This is a genomic window from Oryzobacter faecalis (assembly GCF_046764005.1).
In the GTDB taxonomy this organism is placed as follows: domain Bacteria; phylum Actinomycetota; class Actinomycetes; order Actinomycetales; family Dermatophilaceae; genus Oryzobacter; species Oryzobacter faecalis.
Window position 1 is genome coordinate 12,870 of sequence record NZ_JBKOFW010000004.1, and the last position, 23,134, is coordinate 36,003.

Consider the following 23,134-nt stretch of genomic DNA (forward strand, 5'->3'; position numbering starts at 1 on the left):
ATCGACCCATCGGTCGATCTCGGTACGGTCAGAGCCAGGAGAGGTGGTCCTTGAGGAGGGCGTACCCGACGAAGGCGACGACGTCGAGCACGGTGTGCGCCACGACGAGCGGCATGACCCGCCGCGTGCGCGTGTAGAGCCACCCGAAGGCCGCGCCCATGACGAGGTTGCCGACGAACCCGCCGAACCCCTGGTACAGGTGGTAGCAGCCGCGGATCACCGCGCTCGTCACGATGACGCGCCACGTCCCCCAGCCGGCCTCGCCCCAGCGGCGGAAGAGGTAGCCGACCATGACGACCTCCTCGAGCACCGCGTTCTGCGCCGCGGCGAGGACGAGCACCGGGATGGTCCACCACGCGGCCGCGAGGTTGGCGGCCGAGACGGTGGTGTTGAGGTCGAGGGCCTTCGCGGCGGCGTAGAGGGCCAGGCCGGGGAGCCCGATGAGGGCGGCGAGCCCGGCACCGCGCAGGAGGTCGTGCATCGGACGACGGAGGTCGAAGCCCATGGTGTGCGGCTCGTCCGGGTCGTCGCGCCGGAGCAGGTGCACCGCGAGGAGCACCGGCACGAGGGCGACGGCGATGCCGACGAGCTGGTAGGTGAGGTCGAGCCAGGGCCGGTCGGGGGTGACCGAGCTGTTCATCGCGCTCGTCTGGCGGCCGAGGGGCTCGGCGCGGGTCAGCCGGTCGACGATGCGCAGCAGCGACCAGATCGCCGAGGCGCCGAGGGAGACACCGAGGACGAGCCAGGTCTCCGTCAGGTGCCGGCGCCGCATGGGGCGAGCGTACGGCGCGCTCCGGTGCGGCGGCCGGGCACCCGCCTGTGCCGTGGCACGCGCGGGAGCGGCGGGTCGGACGGCAGGGGAAGGGCGTATCGGGCGGGGGCGGATCAGGCGGGGTGCGGCGCCGGCGTCCAGCTCCCGCGCGGGACCTCCGCCGCCCGGCTGCCTGCGCGCTCGGCGCGCAGGGTCGGGACCGCCACCCCGAGGACGAGGGCGGCCACGGCGGCGCCGAGGACGACGAGCCCGACGGTGAGGACGGTGGTGATGGTCGCGAGACCGGTGATGAGACCCATGGTCGGTTCACTCCTTCTACTTCTGTCGTAGAACTCTACACCTGTAGAAGCGACCCGGGCAGCAGCAGGATGCTCCCGGCCACCACCTCCCTCGCCGGGCCGACGGGGGAGGACACAATGGCCGCGTGACCCCGCCCCCCATCCGTGCCTCCGGTGGCCGGCGCGCCGAGCTCCTCGAGGCCGGCGTGCTCGTGGTCGCCGAGGCCGGCCTGCGGGGCCTGACCCACCGGGCCGTCGACGCCCGCGCAGGACTGCCGGAGGGAACCTGCTCGGCCTACCTCCGCTCGCGCGGCGCGCTGCTCGTCGCGCTCGCCGAGCACGTCGGGGGGATGCTCGCGCGTGACGTCGACGCGATGACGGCCGAGGCCGCCGCGCACGCCGACGACCGCGACGCCGTGTCCGACGACGTCACGGCCCTCCTCCTCGGCTGGCTCGAGCGGCCCGAGGTCTGCCGGGCCCAGGCCGAGCTCTCGCTAGAGGCGGCACGGCGCCCCGAGCTCATGGAGCTCTTCCAGGCCTGGCGCGGCGGCCTCGTCGAGGTCGTCGAGCGGCTCGTCCGGGCCGGCGGCCACGCCGACGCGCACCTGCTCGCGGGGGTGGCCGTCGCCGCCCTCGAAGGTGTCCTGTCGACCGCGACCCGGATGCCCGATGACGCCCGCGAGCCCTTCGTCCGGGCGGCCGTCCCGCTCCTCGTCCACCGCCTCGACGAGGGTGCCTGACCGGCCCACGAGCCACGCGGAGCAGCCCGTCCTGCGCGCGAGCGGCCCCGCGCCGACCTACGATGCCGCCGTGGAGCGGACCCGACGACAGCCCCCCTCGCCCCGCCGCCTCGGTGCCCTGGCGGTCTGCGCCGGCATGCTCCTCGCCGGGTGCTCCGGGGAGGAGCAGCGCGCCTCGCAGACGCCCCCCGCGAACGGGCTCACGCCCTCGCCCTCGCCGACGGTGTCGATCCAGTCGCCGGCCCCCGACCCCTCGGCGAGCGGGACGACCGCCCAGCCGAGCGAGACCGAGGCCGCGCCCACGGTGGGCGAGCTCTACCGCGACACCCGCACGTCCGCCCTCGCCGCGGGGTCGGGCCACGCGGTCGGCACCCAGACGCGCGGCGGGCGCACCCTACGCATCGACGTCGAGGGGGTCGCCAACGGCTCGAACCAGCGCGTCGCCATCACCGTGCCGGGCGGTGGGACCTCCGAGGTCATCACCGAGGGCGGCCGCTACTGGCTCGGCGGCGACGAGGCGTTCTGGGTCGAGCAGACCGGTGACGCGGACGCCGGCAGGGACATGGTCGGCAAGTACGTCGAGATCTCCGAGTCCGACGCCACCGAGCTCGGCTCGTTCACCCTGCGCAGCATCCTCACCGAGAAGTTCGGCCTGGCGCAGTTCGCGGCCCTCGAGGGCGTGGGCACGCCGGCCCAGCGCACCACCCTCAAGGGCAAGGACGCCTACCTCCTCACCGGCCGGGACGGCGCGCGGCTCTGGGTCGCGACCGACGGCAGCGGCCAGCTGCTGCGGGCGGTCGGGCCGAAGGGCGCGCCCTCCGACCTGACCTTCAGCGGCTGGGAGCGGGCGAGGACCTGGCAGGCCCCGCCCGCGGGCTCGGTCGTCGAGGGCTGACCGCCGGAGGTCCGGCCTCAGCCGGGGCCGTAGGCGGGGTCGCGCCGCGAGCGCCGCCAGCGGCGCACCCGCAGCCACATCCACACGAGCAGCCACGCGAGCAGCCCGAGGGCGACGACGACGAACACCGGCGCGAGCACCGCGAGGAGCGACAGGCCGATCGAGGCCCCGTCCTCGACGGTGGAGACGACGGGCGCCCCGACACCGCCGGTGCCGACGTTGACGACGGGGCGGGCCGCCATCTTGCCGGTGTGGACCAGCCCGGAGATGATGACGCCGAGCACGACCCCGACCCACGGGTTCTCCTTCATCCAGGCGGAGCTGTCGAGCTCGGAGGCCGCGGTGGACGCCGCGAAGATCAGGCCGCCCATGCTCGGCCGGATGAAGGTCTGGATGGCGTCGTTGACGGTGTCGACGGCCGGCACCTTGTCGAGGACGACCTCGGCGAGGAGCAGGACGATGCCGATGCCGATGGCCCAGTTGCTCTCGATCCACGCGTAGCCCTCGGGGAGGACGAGGTGATCGGTGAACCGCGCGCCGAGGGCGACGACGAGGAACGGGATGTAGGCGTTGAGGCCGGCGGCTGCCGACAGCCCCATGCCGGTGAGGGCAGCGAGCACGTGGTCCTCCTTCGCACCCCGACGACCGCTGCTGCGGTCGCGCCGACGGGCGTGGGCGCCCGACGGTGCCGAGCGTAGTCCCGGGCCTGCGACGAGAGGCCGACCCGCGCGGTTCCGCGCGGGCCGGCCCCGGTCCCGCCCGCCGGGCCGGCGGGACCGCTCGTCGTGTCCCCCTCAGGCCTGGCGACCCTCGATGAAGATCAGGCCCGTGAAGGCATCGCCGGAGGCGCAGTAGGCGATGGACCAGTTGCTCCCCGTCGCGTTGCGCCACGCCCCGTAGGCGCGGACGATCCGGTTGTTGTACCCCGACCGGCACTCGATGCCGGCCCGGAACTGGTTGCCGGCCGGTGCCGAGCAGGCAGCGCCCCCGCCGTTGGCGGGACGGGTCCACGAGCACTGGTAGCTCCACGCGCTGGCCGGCGGCGCAGCGACCACGCCTCCGACGACGACGGCACCGACCACCGATGCGGTTCCCAACAGACGTCTGATCATGACCCACCCCTCTCGACGGGGGCGGACAGCGGCCGCCGTCCCGGGACCCCCGACCGTCAACCTAGCCGCGCTGACGTCGGCCCGGACGAGGCTCGGCCGACTGCGGGGCGGGGAGCGCTCCCCTGCGGCGACGCCGCGAGATGCCCGGTGGCGGGCGCCGCCTAGGATTCTCGGCATGAAGGTGCTCTCCGCCGTCGCCTGGCCGTACGCCAACGGTCCGCGCCACCTCGGCCACGTGGCCGGGTTCGGTGTGCCGTCCGACGTCTTCAGCCGGTACATGCGGATGGCGGGGCACGACGTCCTCATGGTCAGCGGGTCCGACGAGCACGGGACGCCGATCCTCGTCCTCGCCGACCAGGCGGGCGTCACGCCGCGCGAGTTCGTCGACACCAACCACGCGGTCATCGCGAGCGAGCTCACCGACCTCGGCTGCTCCTACGACCTCTACACGCGCACGACGACGGCGAACCACTACGCCGTCGCCCAGGAGCTGTTCACCCAGGTGTGGAAGAACGGCTACATGGTGGAGCAGACCACCCAGGGCGCCATCTCGCCCACCACGGGGCGCACCCTGCCCGACCGCTACATCGAGGGCACCTGCCCGATCTGCGGCTACGGCGAGGCCCGAGGGGACCAGTGCGACAACTGCGGCAACCAGCTCGACCCCACCGACCTCATCGACCCGAAGAGCCGGATCAACGGCGAGACACCGCAGTTCGTCGAGACCCAGCACTTCCTCCTCGACCTTCCCGCGCTCGCCGACGCACTGCGCGAGTGGCTCGAGGGGCGTGAGGCTTCGGGCACGTGGCGACCGAACGTCATCAAGTTCAGCCTCAACATCCTGGACGACATCCGCCCGCGGGCGATGACGCGCGACATCGACTGGGGCATCCCCGTACCCCTCGACGGCTGGCGCGACAACCCCACGAAGCGGCTCTACGTCTGGTTCGACGCCGTCGTCGGCTACCTGTCGGCCTCGGTCGAGTGGGCCCGCCGCCTCGGTGAGCCCGAGCGCTGGCGCGAGTGGTGGAACGACCCCCAGGCACTGTCGTACTACTTCATGGGCAAGGACAACATCACCTTCCACAGCCAGATCTGGCCGGCCGAGCTGCTCGGCTACGCGGGAAAGGGTTCTCGCGGAGGTGAGCCCGGCGTCTACGGCGAGCTGAACCTTCCCACGGAGGTCGTCTCCAGCGAGTACCTGACGATGGAGGGCAAGCAGTTCTCCACCTCGCGCGGGTACACGGTGCTCGTCCGCGACGTCCTCGACCGGTACGGCCCCGACGGCATCCGCTACTTCATCTGCGCGGCCGGGCCCGAGAGCCAGGACTCCAACTTCACGTGGCGCGAGTTCGTGCAGCGGAACAACTCCGAGCTCGTCGCCGGCTGGGGCAACCTCGTCTCGCGCACCGCCGCGATGATCGCGAAGAACTTCGGGGAGATCCCGGAGCCCGGACCGCTCGAGCCGGTCGACGAGGAGGTCCGCGCAGCCGTGCTCGCCGGGTTCGACTCCGTCGGAGGGCTGCTCGAGCGGCACCGGCAGAAGGCGGCCATCGCCGAGGCGATGCGCGTCGTGGGGGAGGTCAACGCCTACGTCTCGCGTACCGAGCCGTTCAAGCTCAAGGGCGAGGACCAGCGCGAACGCCTCGCGACCGTCCTCCACACCCTCGTCCAGTGCGTCAGCGACCTCAACACGATCCTCGCGCCGTTCCTCCCGCACGCGTCGAACCGGGTCGACGCGGTGCTCGGTGGCTCCGGCGACCTCAGCCCGATGCCCCGGCTCGAGACCGTCACCGGGCTCGACGAGGGCGACGAGGGGCGCACGTGGCCGGTCATCACCGGCGAGTACACCTCGACCCCGCGCTGGGAGTCCAGGCCCGTGGTCGTCGGGACCCCGATCAGCAAGCCGGCGCCGGTCTTCACCAAGCTCGACGAGTCGGTCGTCGACGACGAGCTCGCCCGGGCCGGGGGCCGCTGAGCGGTGTCGACCCAGCCGAGCCGACGGGGGGAGCCCGAGGCGCCCGACCCGTTGCCGATCCCGGTGGTCGACAACCACACCCACCTCGACATCAGCCGCGACGACGCCGTCATCGGGGTCGACGACCTCGGTCCGGTGCTCGCCGAGGCGGCGGCGGTCGGCGTCGACCGCGTCGTCCAGGTCGGCTGCGACCTGCCCGGCGCGCGGTTCGCGGTCGAGGCGGCCGAACGGCACCGCGCCGTCGTGGCCGGGGTGGCGCTCCACCCGAACGAGGTCCCCGCGCTCGCGGCCGACGGTGCACTCGGGGACGCCTGGTCCGAGATCGAGCGCCTCGCCGGGCACCCGCGGGTGCGCGTCGTCGGCGAGACCGGCCTCGACTACTACCGCACCGGACCCGACGGGGTCCCGGCGCAGCAGGACTCGTTCCGCTGGCACATCGACCTCGCGAAGCGTCTGGGCAAGACCCTCCAGATCCACGACCGCGACAGCCACGAGGACGTCCTGCGGATCCTCGCCGAGGAGGGCGCCCCCGAGCACACGGTGATGCACTGCTTCTCCGGCGGCCCCGAGATGGCGCGCGAGTGCGTCGACCGCGGCTACCACCTGTCGTTCAGCGGCACCGTGACGTTCAAGAACGCCAAGGCGCTGCGCGACGCCCTGGCGAGCACGCCCCTCGACCGGCTGCTCGTCGAGACCGACGCGCCCTACCTCGCGCCGCACCCGTGGCGGGGTGCCACCAACAGCCCGGCCCTCGTGCCGCTGACGGTCCGCGCGATGGCGTCGGTGCTCGGCGTCGCGGTCCCCACGCTCTGCACCGCCCTCAGCGAGAACGCGGAGCGCCTCTACGGCCCCTGGTGAGCCTGCCGGTGTGCCTCGTCCGCAGGTTGACGTCCTGGTCGATCTCGGGACGCGGTGTGATGCGGATCTCGTGGTCTGTGTGACTGGTGGGGCTGCTGTGCACAGAGGGGCACTTCCTCGTGAGACCCGTCGTTACCGAAATTTGACCTGACGGTCCGCGTCCTGCACGGTGGATGGGATGGCCGGGGCCGGATCGCCTCGGACGACACGCGTGGCACCCGCTCCGCCGGCGCTGCCGGGCCGGCACCCGTCGCGCGCACGCGCCCCCTCCGCGGGGTCGTGGCCGCCCTCGGCTGGACGTCCGACGCCGGTGCCCGGGGAGCACGACCACTGGAGCACCTGTGCTGTTCTCTCGTCCCCTTCGTCACGCCGCCCAGGGCGTCGCCGCGCTCGCCGTGGCCGCCGGATCGGTCGGCGTGGCCCACTACGACAAGGCCGTGCAGGTCTCCGTCGACGGCAAGCCGGCCACGGTCCACGTCTTCGGGTCCACCGTCGCCGACGTCCTCGACAAGCAGGACATCGAGCTCGGTGCGCACGACGTCGTGGTGCCCTCCCTCGGCAGCACGGTGAGCGACGGCGACCACATCTCGGTCCGCTACGGCCGCAAGCTCACCGTCACGGTCGACGGGGTGACCAAGGAGTACTGGACGACCGCCACCACGGTCGACGCCGCCCTCAAGGACCTCGGGATCCGCGCCGACGGCGCCGTCCTGTCGGCCTCCCGCTCGCAGCCGCTCGGCCGCGGTGGCCTGGCGATGACCGTGACGATGCCCAAGCAGGTCACCGTGACGGCCGACGGGAAGACCCGCACGGTCACCTCCGTCGCGCCGCAGGTCTCCGGTGTCCTCAGTGAGCTCGGTCTCGTCCGTGGCGCGAAGGACATCGTGCAGCCCGGCCTGACGACCCCGGTCGCGGCGGGCATGAAGATCGTCCTCAAGCGCGTCGAGGTCAAGAAGGAGACGGCCACCGAGTCCATCGGCTACTCGACCGTGAAGAAGAAGGACGACTCGCTCTACGTCGGGCAGACCAGGGTCGTCACGGCCGGCAAGGCCGGCAAGAAGACCGTCGTCCGCGAGGTCACCTACGTCGACGGCAAGAAGTCGAAGTCCAAGGTCCTCTCCACGAAGGTCGTCAGCCAGCCGACCTCCGCCGTCGTCCGCGTCGGCACCAAGCCGGTCTCCACCGGTGGGTCCGGCGGCGCCATCAACCTGGCCCGCGCCGACATGTGGGACCGCATCGCCGAGTGCGAGTCCAGCGGCAACTGGAGCATCAACACCGGCAACGGCTACTACGGCGGGCTGCAGTTCTCGATCTCGTCGTGGCTCTACAACGGCGGTGACGACTTCGCCTCGCGCCCGGACCTCGCGTCGCGCGCCGAGCAGATCACCGTCGCCAACCGGTACTACGAGAAGGCGGGTCTCTCGCCGTGGGGCTGCGCCCACGCCGCCTGACCCCTCCTCGACGCCAGCCCCGCCCGGACCCGGTCCGCGGCGGGGCTGCGTCGTCCCATGGCTAGGGTGAGGGCCGTGCCCGACCCCACCGACCACACCCTGCTCGGAGCGGGCGAGATCCGCGAGCTCGCCGCGCGCCACGGCATCCGGCCGACGAAGCAGTGGGGCCAGAACTTCGTCGTCGACGGCAACACCGTGCGGCGCATCGTCCGCGTCGCCGGCGTCGGGGAGGGCGACACCGTCGTCGAGGTCGGCCCGGGGCTCGGCTCGCTGACCCTCGCCCTCCTCCCCGTGGTCGACCGGGTCGTCGCCGTGGAGGTCGACCCCACCCTCGCCGCCGCCCTCCCGGCCACCGTCGCCACGCACGCCCCCGGCCTCGCCGACCGCCTCGAGGTCGTCCACGCCGACGCCCTCAAGGTCGCCGAGCTCCCCGGCCCCGCGCCGACCGCCCTCGTCGCGAACCTGCCCTACAACGTCTCGGTCCCCGTCGTCCTGAGGTTCCTCGAGGCATTCCCGTCGATCGCCCGGGTGCTCGTCATGGTGCAGCTCGAGGTCGCCGAGCGACTCGCCGCCGGCCCCGGCTCGAAGACGTACGGGGTGCCCAGCGTCAAGGCCGCGTGGTACGGCGACGTCCGGCTCGCCGGGCAGGTCCCGCGCAGCGTCTTCTGGCCCGTCCCCAACGTCGACTCCGGCCTGGTCGCCCTGACCCGGCGCGAGCCCCCGGCGACGAGTGCCAGCCGTGAGGACGTCTTCGCCTGTGTCGACGCCGCGTTCGCGCAGCGCCGCAAGACCCTCCGCGCCGCCCTCGCCTCCTGGGCCGGGTCGGCGGCGGCGGCCGAGGCCGCCCTCGTCGCCGCCGGCGTCGACCCGCGCACGCGGGGGGAGCAGCTCGACGTCGCGGCGTTCGCCGCGGTCGCCGCCGCCCGGACGGCAGGCCGGGCGGCACTGCGGACCGCCCGGGACGAGGGGTCCTGAGGGCCCCCGACGTCTGGCTAGGGTGGGGCGCATGACGACCGCGCCGATCGTGCCCGCGCCCGTGACGGTGCGCGTCCCGGCGAAGGTCAACCTCGAGCTGCTCGTCGGGCCGCGCCGCGACGACGGCTACCACCACCTCGCCACGGTCTTCCACGCGGTGAGCCTGTACGACGACGTCACCGTGTCGGTCGCCGACGAGTGGGGTGTCAGCGTCAGCGGACCCCTCGCGGCGGGGGTCCCGCTCGACGGGAAGAACATCGCGATCCGCGCGGCCCGGCTCCTCGCGTCCCGCTACGACGTCGACCCCGTGCAGGTGGACATCCGCAAGGGCATCCCCGTCGCGGGCGGCATGGCGGGCGGCTCGGCCGACGCCGCCGCGACCCTCGTCGGCCTCGACCACCTCTTCGACCTCGGGCTCGGCCGCGAGGAGCTGGAGGAGGTGGGTGCCGAGCTCGGCAGCGACGTCCCTTTCCTCGTGGCCGGGGGGACCGCGGTCGGCAGCGGCCGCGGTGAGCTGCTCGCGCCCGTCCTCGCGCGCGGCACGTACCACTGGGTCTTCGCGCTCGGCGAGGGCGGGTTGTCCACACCCGCCGTCTACGCCGAGTGCGACCGCCTTCGCGGCGACGAGGACGTCCCCGAGCCGGTCGCGAACCCGGCCCTCATGGCGGCCCTGCGCAGCGGCGACCCCCACGAGCTGGCGCCGCAGCTCGCCAACGACCTCCAGGACGCCGCGATCTCGCTCCGCCCCGCGCTCGGCGACGTCCTCGCCTCCGGCATGGAGTTCGGCGCGCTCGGCGGGATCGTCTCCGGCTCGGGGCCCACGGTCGCCTTCCTCGTCGAGGACAACGAGGCCGGCATCGACCTCGCGGTGGCCCTGACCGCCAGCGGCGCCGTCCGCGACGTGCGCCGGGCGAGCGGACCGGTGCACGGCGCGCACGTCCTCCAGCGCCGGGTCGACTAGTGGCCAACCTCGTCTCGGTCGAGCGCGCCTCCCTCGCGCTCGGCACCGCCCAGGTGCTCGACGCCATCTCGCTCGGCGTCGGTGGCGGAGACCGCATCGGGGTCGTCGGCCGCAACGGCGGCGGGAAGACGACCCTGCTCCGGGTCCTCGCCGGCACGCGCGACGTCGACGGCGGCCGGGTCGCCCGCACCGGCGGCCTCACGACGGGCGTCCTGACCCAGGACGACTCCCTCGACCCCGCCGCCACGGTGCGCGCGGCCGTCCTCGGGTCGCTCGCCGAGCACGAGTGGGCGGCCGACCCCCGGGTGCGCGACGTCCTCACCGGGCTCCTCGGCGGGCTCGACGCGCCGGTCGTCGGCGGGCTCGACGCCGTGGTCGGTCCGCTGTCCGGTGGGGAGCGGCGCCGGGTCGCCCTCGCCGGGCTCCTCGTGGCCGACCCGCAGCTGCTCCTCCTCGACGAGCCGACGAACCACCTCGACGTCGAGGGCGTCGCCTGGCTCGCCGACCACCTGGTGACGCGGCACTCGCGCCCCGACAACGCGCTCGTCGTCATCACCCACGACCGGTGGTTCCTCGACGCCGTCGCGACGCAGACGTGGGAGGTCGACGGCGGCTCGGTCCACTCCTACGAGGGCGGCTACGCGGCGTTCGTCCTGGCCAAGGCCGAGCGCGAGCGGATGGCGGGCGTCGTCGCCGACCGCCGCGACAACCTGTTGCGCAAGGAGCTCGCCTGGCTGCGACGCGGGCCGCCCGCGCGCACGAGCAAGCCGAAGTTCCGGATCGACGCCGCCAACGCGCTCATCGCCGACGAGCCCCCGGCGCGTGATGACGTCGAGCTGGTCGGGTTCGCCACCTCCCGCCTGGGCAAGGACGTCGTCGACCTCGTCGACGCCACCCTCAGCATCGGCGACCGCATCCTCCTCGACCGGTTCACGTGGCGGCTCGCCCCGGGGGAGCGGGTCGGGATCGTCGGGGTCAACGGCGCCGGCAAGTCGACCCTGCTGCGGGCGATCGCGGGCACGCACCCCCTGGCGGCCGGCAAACGGCGCGAGGGGGTGACCGTGCGGCTCGCCTTCCTCAGCCAGGAGGTCCGCGAGCTCGAGGAGTGGGAGGGCCGCCGCGTCATCGAGGCCGTCGAGGCCGTGAAGTCGGTCGTGCGGCTGGGGAAGAAGGAGCTGAGCGCCTCGCAGCTCGCGCAGCGGCTGGGGTTCACCGGGTCGCGGCAGCAGACGCGCGTCGGCGACCTCTCGGGCGGCGAGCGGCGCCGCCTCCAGCTGACCCGCCTCCTCATGGATGAGCCCAACGTCCTCCTCCTCGACGAGCCGACGAACGACCTCGACATCGAGACGCTCACCTCGCTCGAGGACGTCCTCGACGGCTGGCCGGGGACCCTCCTCGTCGTCTCGCACGACCGCTACCTGCTCGAGCGGGTGTGCGACCGGCAGGTGGCCCTGCTCGGCGACCGGCGGCTGCGCGACCTCCCGGGCGGGGTCGAGCAGTACCTCGCGCTGCGGGCCGAGGTCGCGGCGCGTGAGGGCGCGAGAGTCGCGCCCCCGGGACCCGCCGGCACCGCGGGCGGCCCGCCCTCGCCGGGCTCGACCGCGAGCCCGGCCGAGCTGCGGGAGGCCCGCAAGGTCATGGCACGGGTCGAGAAGCAGCTGGCCCGCCTCGCCGACCGCGAGGAGAAGGTGCACGCGCAGATGGCAGCGGCCGCCACCGACCACGAGCGCGTCCTCGGGCTGAACCGGGAGCTGCGGGAGATCGTCGACGAGCGCGAGTCGCTCGAGCTGGAGTGGCTCGAGGCCGCCGACCTCGTCGGCTGAGCCGCCCCCGCGCATCGAGGGGCCACTCGACGTCGGGGGGACCGGGTCGAGGTCACGGCCCGGCTCCGGAGCCGGCCGGCGACGCGGCCGGCGCGCGTCCACAGCCACCAGAGCGCCACACCCGCCGCGAGGCCCGCGGCGAACCCGGTCCACGGGGTGTCCCGCATCTCCTGGAGCACCTGCCAGTGCACGACGTAGACGAAGAGCGACGCCGAGGCGAGCACCCTGAGGAGCGGCACGAGCAGCCGGGGGACCCTCGTCGTCGGGACCCAGACGACGAGGAGGACGACGGCGAGGGTGAGCAGGTCGCGGCGCGGGTTCCCGGAGAAGGTCCCGACGGCCGGCACCGCCACGGCCGTGACGACGAGCCGCTCTCGGACGCCCCCCGCGGCGGCGGCCGCCCAGCCGAGGCAGAACAGCCAGAACACGACGAGCGCGGATCCCTGCATGTGCGGCACGGGCGGGAAGAGGACCTCCTTCCACCACAGCATCCCGAGGCCGCACAGGGCGAGCGGCAGCGCGAACGGGTGACGGCGCTGGAGCCGGTCGCCCCACGGCGTCGCGAGGAGCAGGGTCGTGGCGAGCAGCCCGACGACGACGGCCTCGACGAACCAGAACCGCCAGTTCGGTCCGAGCACCGCCTCGCCGAACAGCCAGTTGGCGAGCCCGACCGTCGCGCCCGCGTACTGTCCGGTGACCAGGTGCACGGTGCCGACGACCGCGAGCGTGGGGGCGACGACGCGGCCCACCGCCGTGAGGAGCCCCCGCGCTCGCGCGGCCCGCGGCTCCTCACCCATCCGGAACCGGGCCATGTTGTACCCGACGAGCACGAGGAGGGCGTGCGCCGTTCCCTGGAGGGTGAAGACGTGGGCGTGCGTGCCGACGATGAGGACGATGGCGAGGGCCCGCAGGACGACGCTCGTCTCGACCGTGCGAAGGGCCCGCCGGCCGCGCACCCGCGCCCGCCACGCCGCGCCGCCCGTCCCGGGGGTCGCCGGTGCGTGGGCGGCCGCGCGGGACTCGAGCTCGCGCAGGCTCATGAGGTGCCAGCCGCGGGGCAGGGCGCCCAGGCACTCCTCGACGTGGAGCGAGGCCTCGACGTAGGAGAGCGAGTCACCGCCCAGGGAGGTGAAGGAGTCGTCCGGGCCGACGTCCTCCCGGCCGAGGATCGACGCGTACCGCTGGGTCAGCGTGCCGTCGAGGCGCGGGGTGTCCGGTGGCCCCGTGGCGACGAGCCCGCTCAGCCGCGCGTAGTCGACCTTGCCGGTGGGGAGGACGGGCACGGCGTCGAGACCGAGCTCGGCGGGCTCGACGACCCGAACGCACCGGGTGGGCAGCGCAGCGCGGTGGGCCGCCGCCGCAGCGAGGCCACCGGTCCCGGCCACCGGCGTGCTGCCGGCCGCGCACACGACGAGGCCGGGTCCGCCGGCGACGCACCGGACGTCGCAGCCGTCGGCGCGCAGGGTGCGCTCGACGTGGTCGAGGTCGACCCGGTGTCCGAGGACCTTGGCGACCCGCGACCTCCTGCCGGTGATCTCCAGCAGCCCGTCGTCGGTCCAGCGGCCGAGGTCGCCCGTGTGCAGGCGCTCGACGGTGCGGCCGAGGGCGAGGTCGGCCGGTCGCTCGGCGTACCCGAGCATGACGTTGGGACCGCTGTAGACGACCTCGTCGTCGACGAGCTCGATGTCCCCGCCGGGTACGGGCACGCCCACGACGTGCGGGTGGGTGGCCGCGAGATCCGGTGGGAGGTACGCCATCCGGGCCGTGGCCTCGGTCTGGCCGTACATGACGAAGAGGTCGAAGCCCTTGGCGGCTCCGAGCCGGGCGAGGTCGACGACGCGGTCGGGGTCGAGCCGCCCCCCGGCCTGGGTGAGGGTGCGCAGGTGCGGGAGGTCGAGCGCGGCGAACCCCACCCGGTCGAGGAGGTCGACGCCGTGGGGGACCGTGGCGAGGGTCGTCACGGCGGCGTCGCGCGCGAGGTCCCAGAAGCAGGGGTCGGCGACGGAGAGGTCGGTGAGGACGACCGACGCCCCGGCGACGAGGTGGCTGTGCACGACGCTGAGCCCGTAGCAGTAGTGGACCGGGAGGCTGGTGACGGCCCGGTCGGTGCGGCGCACGGCGAGGTAGTCGGCGATGGCGAGGGCGTTGCTGCGCAGGTTCGCCCAGGAGAGCCGGACGAGCTTCGGCGACCCCGTCGACCCGCTCGTGCTCATGAGGAGGGCGAGGTCGGGGTGGAGGGCATGGTGGGACCTCGCGCGGTGCACGGTCGTCGTGCCGTCGGGGTCGACGGTGACGTCCGGGTCCCAGGCCCCGGCGAGGGCCCGTGCCGCGTCCCCGGGCCCGGGCGTCAGGAGGACGACGTGCCCGGCCGCGTGCGCCGCGAGGAGGCCGACGAGGGTGTGCAGGGTGTTCTCGCCCCGTACGTGGACGAGGCGGCGTTCGCCCCGGAGCCGGTGGGCGGTCGCCCTCACCCGGTCGGCGAGGTCGGCCCGCGTGAGCGAGACGAGCCGGCCGTCCTCGATGACGTGGACCGCCGGGTCGGTCGCGGCGCCGGGTCCGGTGCCGAGCCAGCCGCCCAGGTCACCGGCCGCAGGGTGCGCCGCCGGGTCGGCCCCGGGGCGCCCGGGGACGGGCGGGGGTGTGGGCCGGGCCGGGGCGGTCCGGGGGAGGACGGTCACGGGAGCCCACTGTAGTGAGGTAAGCCTTACCTACCAAGCGGCGCCGTGGTGATCCCACGCACGGGCTCAGCGAGCGGCCTCGAAGGGTCGCAGGAGCCGGCGCAGGAGGGCGGCGAGCTCACCCCGCTCGTCCGGGCCGAGCTCGGCGAGGAGGTCGTGCTCGTGCGAGATCAGGTCGGCCATGGCCGCGTCGACGACGCCCATGCCGGCCGGGGTGAGCCGCACGATGACGCCGCGTCGGTCGCTCGGCGCCGGGTGCCGCTCGACGAACCCGCGCGCCGCCAGCCGGTCGACCCGGTTCGTCATGGTCCCGCTCGTCACGAGGGTCTCGGAGACGAGCTGGCCCGGGCTGAGCTCGTAGGGCGTGCCGGCGCGGCGCAGGGCCGACAGCACGTCGAACTCCCAGCCGTCGAGGCCGTGCTCGGTGAAGGCCGCCCCGCGGGCCCGGTCCAGGCGCCGGGCGAGGCGGGACACGCGCGAGAGCACCTCGAGCGGGGAGACATCGAGGTCGGGGCGCTCGCGGCGCCATGCGGAGACGATACGGTCGACATCGTCAGCGGCCATGCGCGGGACTCTACTCCGCGTCAACATTCTTGATGTCGAGATGAATTGCCCCGGGAGGCACGATGAGCGCGAGCGGTAGCTGGGACCCGACGGCCTACTCGCGGTTCTCCGACGAGCGCAGCCGCCCGTTCTCCGACCTCGTGTCGCAGGTCCGTGCCGAGAGCCCGTCCCTCGTCGTCGACCTCGGCTGCGGCCACGGTCCGGCGACCCTCACCCTCGCCCGGCTGTGGCCGGACGCCCGGGTGGTCGGTGTCGACTCCAGCGAGTCGATGCTCGAGGCCGCCCGCGAGCTCGACCGCGAGGGTCGCGTCGAGTGGGTCCAGTCCGACCTGCGCGAGTGGGACCCCGCCTCGCTCGGCCAGGCGCCCGACGTCATCGTCACCAGCTCGACGCTGCAGTGGGTCTCCGGTCACCTCGACCTCCTCGACGTCTGGGTCGCGTCGCTCTCCGACGGCGGCTGGTTCGCCCTCCAGGTCCCGGGCAACTTCGACGCGCCGTCGCACCGCCTCATGCGCGAGACGGCCGAGCACCACGAGCGGTCCGGCGAGCTGACCGCAGCCCTCGACCTCCCCGCCGTCGGCGAGCCGGCCACCTACCTGCGCTACCTCCACCGGCTCGGCTGCGAGGTCGATGCCTGGGAGACGACCTACCTCCACGTGCTCGACCCCGAGGGCGTCGACGACAACCCGGTCCTCACCTGGGTGCGCGCGACCGGGCTGCGCCCGGTGCTCGACATCCTCACCGACGACGCCGAGCTCGAGTCCTTCCTCGAGCCGTACCGGGAGGCCCTGGCGGCGGCGTACCCGAGGACGGCCGCGGGTGTGCTCTTCCCGTTCCGCCGCGTCTTCGCCGTCGGTCGCAGGAGCGGCCGGGCGGAGGCCGAGGCGACGTCGTCGGAGGTCGCGATCGACCCGGAAGGCTGACGCCTCCCGGTCACGCTGGCCGTTCAGGGCCGGGTGGGCTCGTCTGCGGTGAGGGTGGGCCTGGCCTCGAGTCCCGTGAGGCCGTTCCACGCGAGGTTGACGACGTGGGCCGCGACCTCGTGCTTCTTGAACTTGCGCGAGTCGAGCCACCACTGGCCGGTGAGCGCCACCATCCCGACGAGCATCTGCGCGTACATCGGGGCGGCCTTGGGGTCGAGGCGGTGCTCCTTGAACTGCGCCGCGAGGATGTGCTCGACCTGGCTGGCGATGTCGCTCATCAGGCTCGCGAAGGAGCCCGTGGCCTGGCCGGTCGGGCTGTCGCGCACGAGGATCCGGAAGCCGTCCGTCGAACCCTCGACGTAGTCGAGCAGGGCGAGGGCCGCCCGTTCGATGATCTGGCGGGAGGTGCCGCCGCTCGCGAGGGCTGCGGTGACGCCGCCGAGGAGGCTCTGGATCTCGCGGTCGACGACGACGGCGTAGAGGCCCTCCTTGCCGCCGAAGTGCTCGTAGACGACGGGTTTGGAGACACCCGCGCTGTGGGCGATCTCCTCGATGGTCGCGCCCTCGAACCCCTTGTCCGCGAACTGCTTGCGGCCGATGCCGATGAGCTGCTCGCGCCGTTCGCGGCCGGTCATCCGGGCACGGCCGGACTTCGGCGGCTTGGTCGTCATGGGGTCGCTCACCCGGCCATTCTGCCCCCGTCGGGATGCCGCTGCCCGGCGGCCCGCGCGCTGAGCGGCGGGTCGCCGGAGGGGCGGTCGTGGGGGGAGGGGTCGACTACCCTCGCTGTGTCGCCGCTGCGCCGGACGGGCGGCGTTCCCCGGTTGGTCTGCTGGCAGGGCCCGCCTGACTTTGAATCAGGACAAGCGACGTAGGTTCGATTCCTACCCGGGGAGCAGGGGCAGCCGAGCGGCGCTCGGCCTGCCGCGGCGCCTACCCGGCGAGCAGTGAGCGCACGATGCCGTCCCTCGCCCTCGCCCTCGCCTTCGTCCTCGACGCCACTCTCGCCCCGACGCTCCATGACCGGCCGGGCCACACACTCGGGCAAAAACCACGAAAACGGGCGCCCGCATCTCTTTACTTCGGTGGGGGTTGGTGGTTTGATGGTCACCACGAGGTCCACCGAGGGGCCGCCGAGGACGAGGGAGTCCGATGTACGCAGCGGAGCGGCAGCAGCGCATCCTCACCGAGGCGCGCCGGGCCGGCCGGGTCGAGGTCGCCTCCCTCGCCGACTCCCTGGGCGTCGCCACCGAGACGGTCCGCCGCGACCTCACCGCCCTCGAGCAGCGGGGCGCCCTCCGCCGGGTCCACGGCGGCGCGATCCCCGTCGAGCGCCTCGAGCTCGAGCCCACGCTGGCCGCACGCTCCTCCCGCCTCACCGACGTCAAGCGCCGCATCGCGGCCCGCGTCCTCGACGAGCTCCCCACGGGCGGAACGGTTCTCCTCGACGCCGGCTCCACGACGCAGGCCGTCGTCCAGCTGCTCCCGCCCGACCTCGACCTCACCGTCGTCACGAACTCCGTCGCCGCAGCGGCCACCCTGAGCACCCATCCCGGCGTCAGCCTCTACCTCCTCGGCGGACGGGTCCGCGGGGTCACCGGTGCCGCCGTCGGGGAGTGGGCGACCCACGCCCTCGAGGGCGTCGTCGTCGACGTCGCGGTCCTCGGCACCAACGGGTTCTCGGCCCGCCGCGGGCTGACGACGCCCGACCAGGCCGAGGCACTGGTCAAGGGCGCCATGGTCCGCAGTGCCCGCCGGGTCGTCGTCGCCACCGACTCCAGCAAGGCGGGCGACGACCACCTCCACCGCTTCGCGCGGCTCGACGAGGTCGACCTCCTCGTCACGGACACCGACCTCTCCGACGAGGTCGCCGCCGAGGTGCGCGCGGCCGGTCCTCAGGTGGTGACGGCGTGATCGTCACCCTGACCCCCAACCCGAGCATCGACCGGGCCATCACGATCGAGGCCCTCCACCGGGGCGAGGTCCACCGCGCGACGGGCAGCCGCATCGACCCGGGCGGCAAGGGCGTCAACGTCTCCCGGGCGCTCGCCGCGCAGGGTGCCGACACCGTGGCCGTCCTCCCTGCGGGGGGTCCCGAGGGGCACCTCATGGAGGAGCTCCTCGACGCCGCGGGGGTCGCGCGCCGCAGCGTGCCGGTCAGCGGCTCCCTCCGGATGAACGTCAGCGTCCTCGAGCCCGACGGCACGACGACCAAGCTCAACGAGCCCGGCCCCACCCTCGCCGAGTCCGAGGTCGACGCCCTCCTCCACGAGACCCTGGAGGCGGCCCGGACCGCCACGTGGGTCGTCGGCTGCGGCAGCCTCCCGCCGGGCGTGCCCTCCGGGCTGTACGCGCAGCTCGTCACCCGGGGACGCGAGCTCGGTGTCAAGGTCGCCGTCGACTCCAGCGGCAGCCCGATGACGACCGCCGTCGACGCCCGCCCGAGCCTGGTCAAGCCCAACCACGAGGAGCTCGCCGAGCTCGTCGGGCGGGACCTGCCCACCCTCGGCGACGTCGTCGCCGCCGCCCGGGACCTCGTGGAGGGCGGCATCGAGGTCGTCGCCGTGAGCCTCGGCGGCGACGGCGCCGTCCTCGTGACCGCCGACGAGCTCGTCCACGCGCGGGCCACCATCACCGCCCCCCTGTCCACCGTGGGCGCCGGCGACTGCATGCTCGCCGGCCTGCTCCACGGCCTGTCGAGCGGGATGACCCCCGCCGACGCCCTCGCCACCGCCGTCACCTGGGGCGCCGCCGCCGTCACCCTCCCCGGCAGCCGCGTCCCGACGCCCGACGACCTCCACGGCATCCCCGTCGAGGTCACCCGCACCCCCGACCCCCACCTCGTCCTGGGCCACTGACACAGGCGCCCTGAAAGGAACCCCGCCATGTCCCTCATCACCACCGAGCAGGTCGTCCTCGACCTCACCGGTGCCGACCGGCACGAGGCGACCCGCGTCCTCGCCGAGCGGCTCGTCGCCAGTGGCCGGTGCACCGACCTCGACCAGTTCATCGCCGACGTGCGCGAGCGCGAGTCGAAGATGGCGACCGGGCTCCCCGGCGGCATCGGCATCCCGCACGCCCGCAGCGCCGCCATCACCGAGCCCTCGCTCGTCTTCGGCCGCGTCGCCGACGGCATCGACTGGGGCGCCAAGGACGGGCCCGCGACGCTCGTCTTCCTCATCGCCGCGCCCGAGGCCGGCGGCGACGCCCACATGCAGATGCTCCCCAAGCTCGCTCGTGCGCTCATGAAGAAGGAGTTCAAGGAGGCGCTCGCCGCGGCGACGACCGAGGAGGAGGTCGTCCGCATCGTCAGCGCGGAGGTCGCCCTCGACGCTCCCGCGGCCGCCGCCCCCGCCACCGCCGCCCCCCCGACCTCCGCTCCCGCCCCGGCTGCCTCGCCCGCGCCCGAGGACACCCCGGCCGCCCCCGCGGCATCGTCGGCGGCTCCGGCCACGACGGTCGCGACGGCCGAGCCGGCGAAGCGCTCGCTCACCCTCGTCGGCGTCACGAGCTGCCCGACCGGCATCGCACACACCTACATGGCGGCCGAGGGCCTCGAGGCCGCGGCCGCCGCCGCCGGCCACACGATGACCGTCGAGACCCAGGGCTCGGCCGGTAGCAAGCCCCTGTCCGCGGCCCAGATCGCCGCCGCCGACGCCGTGATCTTCGCGCACGACCTCCCCGTCAAGGACGCCGGCCGCTTCGCCGGCAAGCCGACGGTCGACGTCGGCGTCAAGAAGGGGATCTCCGACGGCCCGGCCCTCGTCGCCCAGGCCGAGGCGCTCGTCGCTGAGTGGGAGGCCGACCCGAGCAAGGCCGCCGCCGCGGCCGCGGCCGCCGCCTCCTCCGGCGGCCTCACGACCAAGGTCGACGAGGGCGCCAGCACCCTGACCCGCGTGCGCCAGTGGCTCATGACCGGTGTGTCGTACATGATCCCGTTCGTCGCGGCGGGCGGCATCCTCATCGCCCTCGGCTTCATGCTCGCGCAGTTCGCGCTCGGTGAGCAGGGCGCCATCGAGATCGTCAAGTACGGCCTCACCGCCGAGGGCGAGTTCAACATCGTCCAGAACTTCAACCCACTCAGCGGGACCCACTGGGCCGCCCTGCTGTTCGTCATCGGCGCGGCGTCGTTCGGCTTCCTCGTCCCGATCCTCTCGGGCTTCATCGCCTTCGCGATCGCCGACCGCCCGGGCCTGGTCCCCGGCATCGTCGGTGGCTCGATCGCCGCGACGATGGGCGCCGGGTTCCTCGGCGGCCTCGCCACCGGCGTCCTCGGCGGCCTCGTGGCCCGCTGGGTGTCCGGCTGGAACGTCGCCAAGGGCGTGCGCGGCGTCATGCCCGTCGTCGTCATCCCGATCGTCTCCACCCTCATCACCGCAGGACTGTTCATCACCCTCCTCGGCCGCCCCATCGTCGCCCTCAGCGAGGGCCTGACGAGCGCCCTCGAGGGCATGAGCGGCTCGAGCGCGGTCGTCCTCGGCCTCGTCCTCGGCGCGATGATGGGCTTCGACCTCGGCGGCCCGGTCAACAAGGTCGCCTACGCCTTCGCCACGGGTGGGCTCGGCGCCGCGGGTGCCGCCTCCGACTCGGCCCCCCTGAAGATCATGGCCGCGGTCATGGCCGCCGGGATGGTCGCGCCCCTCGCCATGGCCCTCGCGACCACCGTTCGCCCGCAGCTGTTCTCGGAGCCCGAGCGCGAGAACGGCAAGGCCGCGTGGCTCCTCGGCGCCTCGTTCATCTCCGAGGGCGCGATCCCGTTCGCGGCGGCCGACCCGGTCCGCATCATCGCCTCCTCGGTCGTGGGCTCGGCCGTCACGGGTGGTCTCTCGATGCTCTTCGGCACCGCGATCCGCGCCCCGCACGGCGGCATCTGGGTCACGCCGATCATGGGCAGCATCACCCAGGTCCTGCTCTTCGTCGTCGCCATCGCGGTGGGCGTGGTCGTCATGGCCGGCATCGTCGTCGCCCTGAAGTCGCGTGACCGTCGCCTCGCGGAGGTCGACGCGGTGGCTACCGTCTGAGGCGAAGGCCACCGCACCACCCCGTCCGCAGCACCTCCAGCACCACGACCCCAGGAGAACCCATGGCACAGCGCACCGTCACCATCGCCTCGTCGGTCGGCCTGCACGCCCGCCCCGCCGCCCTCTTCGTGCAGGCGGCGAGCGAGTCCGGCCTCGACGTCGAGATCGGCCGCCCGGGCGAGGACGCCGTCGACGCGACGAGCATCCTGGGCGTCATGGCGCTCGGGGCCAAGCACGGTGAGGAGGTCGTCCTCACGGCCGACGGCGATGGTGCCGACGCGGTGCTCGACGGCCTCGTCGAGCTCCTCTCGCGCGACCTCGACGCGGAGTGAGTGCGGTGGCCGCGACGGAGACCCGGCAGGGCATCGGCGTCAGCCCCGGCACGGCCTACGGGCCGGTGGTGCAGGTCGCACCACCGGTCCGGCCGCCGGAGAACGAGCCGGCCGTCGACGACCGCGACGCGGCACTCGACGACGTCAGGGCCGCCTTCGAGTCCGTCGCGGTGGCGCTGGAGGGCAAGGCCCGTCACGCCGACGACACCGCCCAGCAGATCCTCGCGGCGACCGCCCTCATCGCCCGCGACAAGGGCCTGGTCAAGGCGGCGACCAAGCAGCTCGAGGCCGGGCGCGGGCGGGCGACCGCCATCGCGAACGCGGTGGAGGAGTACTGCGTGCAGTTCGAGGCGCTCGGGGGCTACTTCGCCGAGCGGGTCACCGACCTGCGCGACGTCGGGTCGCGCGCCGTCGCGGCCGTCCTGGGGGTCCCGGCGCCGGGCGTGCCCCACTTCACCGAGCCGAGCGTCATCGTCGCCGAGGACCTCGCCCCCGCCGAGACCGCGACCCTCGACCGGTCGCTCGTCGTCGGGATCATCACCCAGCACGGCGGCCGCACCAGCCACACCGCGATCCTGGCCGCCCAGATGGGGATCCCGGCCGTGGTCCAGCTCGGCGGCGCCACCGGCATCCCCGCGGGCACGCCGGTCGCGCTCGACGGCGACACCGGCGAGGTCACCATCGCCCCCGACCCGGCACTCGTCGAGGCCCAGCGGGTCCGGCGCGAGAAGCGTGCCGAGGCGCTGTCGGCGAGCCGCGGGCCGGGCGTGACCAAGGACGGTCACGCCATCGCCCTCCTGGCCAACATCGGCGGGGTCAAGGACGCGGAGGAGGCCGGGGCGCAGGACCTCGAGGGCGTCGGCCTGTTCCGCACCGAGTTCGTGTTCCTCTCCGCCGACAAGGCGCCGACCGTCGAGGAGCAGACCGACATCTACCGAAAGGTGTTCGCGCCGTTCGGTTCTCGTCGCGTCGTCGTCCGGACCCTCGATGCCGGCGCCGACAAGCCGTTGGCGTTCGCGGACCTCGGGCCCGAGGAGAACCCTGCCCTCGGCCGGCGCGGGCTGCGGCTGTCCGCGGAGCGGCCCGAGCTGCTCGACGCCCAGCTCGAGGCGCTCGCCGTGGCGGCCCGGGAGACCGGCGCGGACGTCCGGGTCATGGCCCCGATGGTCGCCACCGTGGAGGAGGCGGCGTGGTTCGCGCGCCGCGTACGGGAGAACGGGCTCCCCAAGGCCGGCGTGATGATCGAGGTCCCGGGGGCCGCGATGCGGGCCCGGCACGTCCTCGCCGAGGTCGACTTCGGCAGCCTCGGCACGAACGACCTCGCGCAGTACACGATGGCCGCCGACCGGATGCAGGGCGAGCTCTCCGACCTCCTCGACCCGTGGCAGCCGGCCGTCCTCGACGTCGTGGCCGCCGCGTGTGACGGTGCTCGCGAGGCCGGCGTCCCCATCGGTGTCTGCGGGGAGTCGGCCGGTGACGCGCTGCTGGCCCTCGTCCTCGCCGGGCTCGGTGTGTCGAGCCTGTCGATGGCGCCGAGCAAGGTCCCGGTCGTCCGGCTCGCCCTCTCGCTGCACACCCTCCCCGAGTGCCAGGGCCTGGCCCGGGCCGCGCGCGACGCCCCCACGGCCCGCGAGTCGCTGGAGGCCGTCCGCTCCCGCGCCCGCTCCGAGCTCACCGACCTCCTGTGAGGTCGGTGGGGCGGGTGGGGTGCGGGTCCTCGGGGGGCGCGACCCGCGGGTAGCATCACTGTTCGTCCGCCGGCCCCGACTGATC

Annotated in this window: 20 protein-coding genes, 1 tRNA gene and 1 pseudogene; 15 read left to right on the top strand and 7 right to left on the bottom strand. The window is 74.1% G+C overall.

Annotation, left to right across the window (positions count from 1 at the left end):
* Positions 1 to 28: 28 nt before the first annotated feature.
* Complete coding sequence (locus ACK8HX_RS08990; protein WP_411940350.1) at positions 29 to 772, bottom strand: CPBP family intramembrane glutamic endopeptidase; 744 nt, start codon at positions 770 to 772, stop codon at positions 29 to 31.
* A 113-nt stretch (positions 773 to 885) separates the two neighbouring features.
* Positions 886 to 1,071, bottom strand: a complete 186-nt coding sequence (locus tag ACK8HX_RS08995; protein ID WP_411940351.1) for a hypothetical protein — start codon at positions 1,069 to 1,071, stop codon at positions 886 to 888.
* A 125-nt stretch (positions 1,072 to 1,196) separates the two neighbouring features.
* Between ACK8HX_RS08995 and ACK8HX_RS09000 the strand changes: the two genes are divergently transcribed.
* A complete protein-coding gene (locus ACK8HX_RS09000; protein WP_411940352.1) occupies positions 1,197 to 1,790 on the top strand; it encodes a TetR/AcrR family transcriptional regulator in 594 nt (197 codons plus the stop codon).
* 70 nt (positions 1,791 to 1,860) lie between these two features.
* The gene (locus tag ACK8HX_RS09005) at positions 1,861 to 2,685 is read left to right on the top strand and encodes a hypothetical protein (RefSeq protein ID WP_411940353.1); all 825 of its coding nucleotides are present in this window, start codon (positions 1,861 to 1,863) and stop codon (positions 2,683 to 2,685) included.
* A gap of 17 nt (positions 2,686 to 2,702) precedes the next feature.
* On the opposite strand, the gene ACK8HX_RS09010 is transcribed toward ACK8HX_RS09005, so the two are convergent.
* Positions 2,703 to 3,305, bottom strand: a complete 603-nt coding sequence (locus tag ACK8HX_RS09010) for a DUF4126 domain-containing protein (RefSeq protein WP_411940354.1) — start codon at positions 3,303 to 3,305, stop codon at positions 2,703 to 2,705.
* Positions 3,306 to 3,479: 174 nt separating this feature from the next.
* Positions 3,480 to 3,797: a hypothetical protein gene (locus ACK8HX_RS09015; RefSeq protein WP_411940355.1), complete on the bottom strand. Its 318-nt coding sequence runs from the start codon at positions 3,795 to 3,797 to the stop codon at positions 3,480 to 3,482.
* 175 nt (positions 3,798 to 3,972) lie between these two features.
* Between ACK8HX_RS09015 and metG the strand changes: the two genes are divergently transcribed.
* The 6 genes from metG (at position 3,973) to ACK8HX_RS09045 (ending at position 11,843) form a co-directional block, all read left to right on the top strand.
* A complete protein-coding gene (gene metG / locus ACK8HX_RS09020; RefSeq protein WP_411940356.1) occupies positions 3,973 to 5,775 on the top strand; it encodes a methionine--tRNA ligase in 1,803 nt (600 codons plus the stop codon).
* A 51-nt stretch (positions 5,776 to 5,826) separates the two neighbouring features.
* Positions 5,827 to 6,633, top strand: a complete 807-nt coding sequence (locus tag ACK8HX_RS09025; protein ID WP_411940357.1) for a TatD family hydrolase — start codon at positions 5,827 to 5,829, stop codon at positions 6,631 to 6,633.
* A gap of 341 nt (positions 6,634 to 6,974) precedes the next feature.
* Positions 6,975 to 8,084 (top strand): ubiquitin-like domain-containing protein, encoded by a 1,110-nt coding sequence (locus tag ACK8HX_RS09030; RefSeq protein WP_411940358.1) that lies wholly within the window; start codon positions 6,975 to 6,977, stop codon positions 8,082 to 8,084.
* Positions 8,085 to 8,141: 57 nt separating this feature from the next.
* The gene (rsmA, locus tag ACK8HX_RS09035) at positions 8,142 to 9,059 is read left to right on the top strand and encodes a 16S rRNA (adenine(1518)-N(6)/adenine(1519)-N(6))-dimethyltransferase RsmA (protein WP_411940359.1); all 918 of its coding nucleotides are present in this window, start codon (positions 8,142 to 8,144) and stop codon (positions 9,057 to 9,059) included.
* Positions 9,060 to 9,090: 31 nt separating this feature from the next.
* Positions 9,091 to 10,020 (top strand): 4-(cytidine 5'-diphospho)-2-C-methyl-D-erythritol kinase, encoded by a 930-nt coding sequence (locus ACK8HX_RS09040; protein ID WP_411940360.1) that lies wholly within the window; start codon positions 9,091 to 9,093, stop codon positions 10,018 to 10,020.
* Positions 10,020 to 11,843, top strand: a complete 1,824-nt coding sequence (locus tag ACK8HX_RS09045; protein ID WP_411940361.1) for an ABC-F family ATP-binding cassette domain-containing protein — start codon at positions 10,020 to 10,022, stop codon at positions 11,841 to 11,843. Before ACK8HX_RS09040 ends, ACK8HX_RS09045 begins: the two co-directional genes overlap by 1 nt.
* 1,076 nt (positions 11,844 to 12,919) lie before the next feature.
* On the opposite strand, the pseudogene ACK8HX_RS09050 reads toward ACK8HX_RS09045, so the two are convergent.
* A pseudogene (locus ACK8HX_RS09050) lies at positions 12,920 to 14,521 on the bottom strand (AMP-binding protein); the annotation flags it as partial.
* Positions 14,522 to 14,587: 66 nt separating this feature from the next.
* On the bottom strand, positions 14,588 to 15,085 hold the full coding sequence (locus tag ACK8HX_RS09055) for a MarR family winged helix-turn-helix transcriptional regulator (protein WP_411940362.1): 498 nt from the start codon (positions 15,083 to 15,085) through the stop codon (positions 14,588 to 14,590).
* 62 nt (positions 15,086 to 15,147) lie between these two features.
* Here ACK8HX_RS09055 and ACK8HX_RS09060 point away from each other — a divergent pair, with 62 nt between their 5' ends.
* Positions 15,148 to 16,008 carry a methyltransferase domain-containing protein gene (locus ACK8HX_RS09060; protein WP_411940363.1) on the top strand — a complete coding sequence of 287 codons (861 nt, stop codon included), beginning with the start codon at positions 15,148 to 15,150 and terminating at the stop codon, positions 16,006 to 16,008.
* 23 nt (positions 16,009 to 16,031) lie between these two features.
* Here ACK8HX_RS09060 and ACK8HX_RS09065 read toward each other — a convergent pair whose 3' ends face one another.
* Entirely contained in the window at positions 16,032 to 16,643 is a 612-nt protein-coding gene (locus ACK8HX_RS09065; protein ID WP_411940676.1) for a TetR/AcrR family transcriptional regulator, read from the bottom strand.
* Between the two features lie 182 nt (positions 16,644 to 16,825).
* On the opposite strand from ACK8HX_RS09065, the gene ACK8HX_RS09070 reads away from it, so the two are divergent.
* The 6 genes from ACK8HX_RS09070 to ptsP all read left to right on the top strand — a co-directional run bounded on the left by ACK8HX_RS09070 (position 16,826) and on the right by ptsP (position 23,049).
* Positions 16,826 to 16,904 (top strand) — tRNA-Gln (locus tag ACK8HX_RS09070).
* A 256-nt stretch (positions 16,905 to 17,160) separates the two neighbouring features.
* Positions 17,161 to 17,922 carry a DeoR/GlpR family DNA-binding transcription regulator gene (locus tag ACK8HX_RS09075; protein WP_411940364.1) on the top strand — a complete coding sequence of 254 codons (762 nt, stop codon included), beginning with the start codon at positions 17,161 to 17,163 and terminating at the stop codon, positions 17,920 to 17,922.
* Positions 17,919 to 18,866: a 1-phosphofructokinase gene (pfkB, locus tag ACK8HX_RS09080; protein WP_411940365.1), complete on the top strand. Its 948-nt coding sequence runs from the start codon at positions 17,919 to 17,921 to the stop codon at positions 18,864 to 18,866. Before ACK8HX_RS09075 ends, pfkB begins: the two co-directional genes overlap by 4 nt.
* Positions 18,867 to 18,893: 27 nt before the next feature.
* Positions 18,894 to 21,029, top strand: a complete 2,136-nt coding sequence (locus tag ACK8HX_RS09085; RefSeq protein ID WP_411940366.1) for a PTS fructose transporter subunit IIABC — start codon at positions 18,894 to 18,896, stop codon at positions 21,027 to 21,029.
* A 62-nt stretch (positions 21,030 to 21,091) separates the two neighbouring features.
* A complete protein-coding gene (locus tag ACK8HX_RS09090) occupies positions 21,092 to 21,361 on the top strand; it encodes an HPr family phosphocarrier protein (protein WP_411940367.1) in 270 nt (89 codons plus the stop codon).
* A gap of 5 nt (positions 21,362 to 21,366) precedes the next feature.
* The gene (gene ptsP / locus ACK8HX_RS09095) at positions 21,367 to 23,049 is read left to right on the top strand and encodes a phosphoenolpyruvate--protein phosphotransferase (RefSeq protein ID WP_411940368.1); all 1,683 of its coding nucleotides are present in this window, start codon (positions 21,367 to 21,369) and stop codon (positions 23,047 to 23,049) included.
* Positions 23,050 to 23,134: the final 85 nt, after the last annotated feature.

What these genes read in the sequence shown, in the direction of transcription:
- ACK8HX_RS08990 (WP_411940350.1), bottom strand. Translation starts at nt 772, where the DNA reads ATGCGGCGCCGGCACCTGACGGAGACCTGGCTCGTCCTCGGTGTCTCC.
- ACK8HX_RS08995 (WP_411940351.1), bottom strand. Translation starts at nt 1,071, where the DNA reads ATGGGTCTCATCACCGGTCTCGCGACCATCACCACCGTCCTCACCGTC.
- ACK8HX_RS09015 (WP_411940355.1), bottom strand. Translation starts at nt 3,797, where the DNA reads ATGATCAGACGTCTGTTGGGAACCGCATCGGTGGTCGGTGCCGTCGTC.
- metG (WP_411940356.1), top strand. Translation starts at nt 3,973, where the DNA reads ATGAAGGTGCTCTCCGCCGTCGCCTGGCCGTACGCCAACGGTCCGCGC.
- rsmA (WP_411940359.1), top strand. Translation starts at nt 8,142, where the DNA reads ATGGCTAGGGTGAGGGCCGTGCCCGACCCCACCGACCACACCCTGCTC.
- ACK8HX_RS09040 (WP_411940360.1), top strand. Translation starts at nt 9,091, where the DNA reads ATGACGACCGCGCCGATCGTGCCCGCGCCCGTGACGGTGCGCGTCCCG.
- ACK8HX_RS09055 (WP_411940362.1), bottom strand. Translation starts at nt 15,085, where the DNA reads ATGGCCGCTGACGATGTCGACCGTATCGTCTCCGCATGGCGCCGCGAG.
- ACK8HX_RS09060 (WP_411940363.1), top strand. Translation starts at nt 15,148, where the DNA reads ATGAGCGCGAGCGGTAGCTGGGACCCGACGGCCTACTCGCGGTTCTCC.
- ACK8HX_RS09065 (WP_411940676.1), bottom strand. Translation starts at nt 16,643, where the DNA reads ATGACCGGCCGCGAACGGCGCGAGCAGCTCATCGGCATCGGCCGCAAG.
- ACK8HX_RS09075 (WP_411940364.1), top strand. Translation starts at nt 17,161, where the DNA reads ATGTACGCAGCGGAGCGGCAGCAGCGCATCCTCACCGAGGCGCGCCGG.
- ACK8HX_RS09085 (WP_411940366.1), top strand. Translation starts at nt 18,894, where the DNA reads ATGTCCCTCATCACCACCGAGCAGGTCGTCCTCGACCTCACCGGTGCC.
- ACK8HX_RS09090 (WP_411940367.1), top strand. Translation starts at nt 21,092, where the DNA reads ATGGCACAGCGCACCGTCACCATCGCCTCGTCGGTCGGCCTGCACGCC.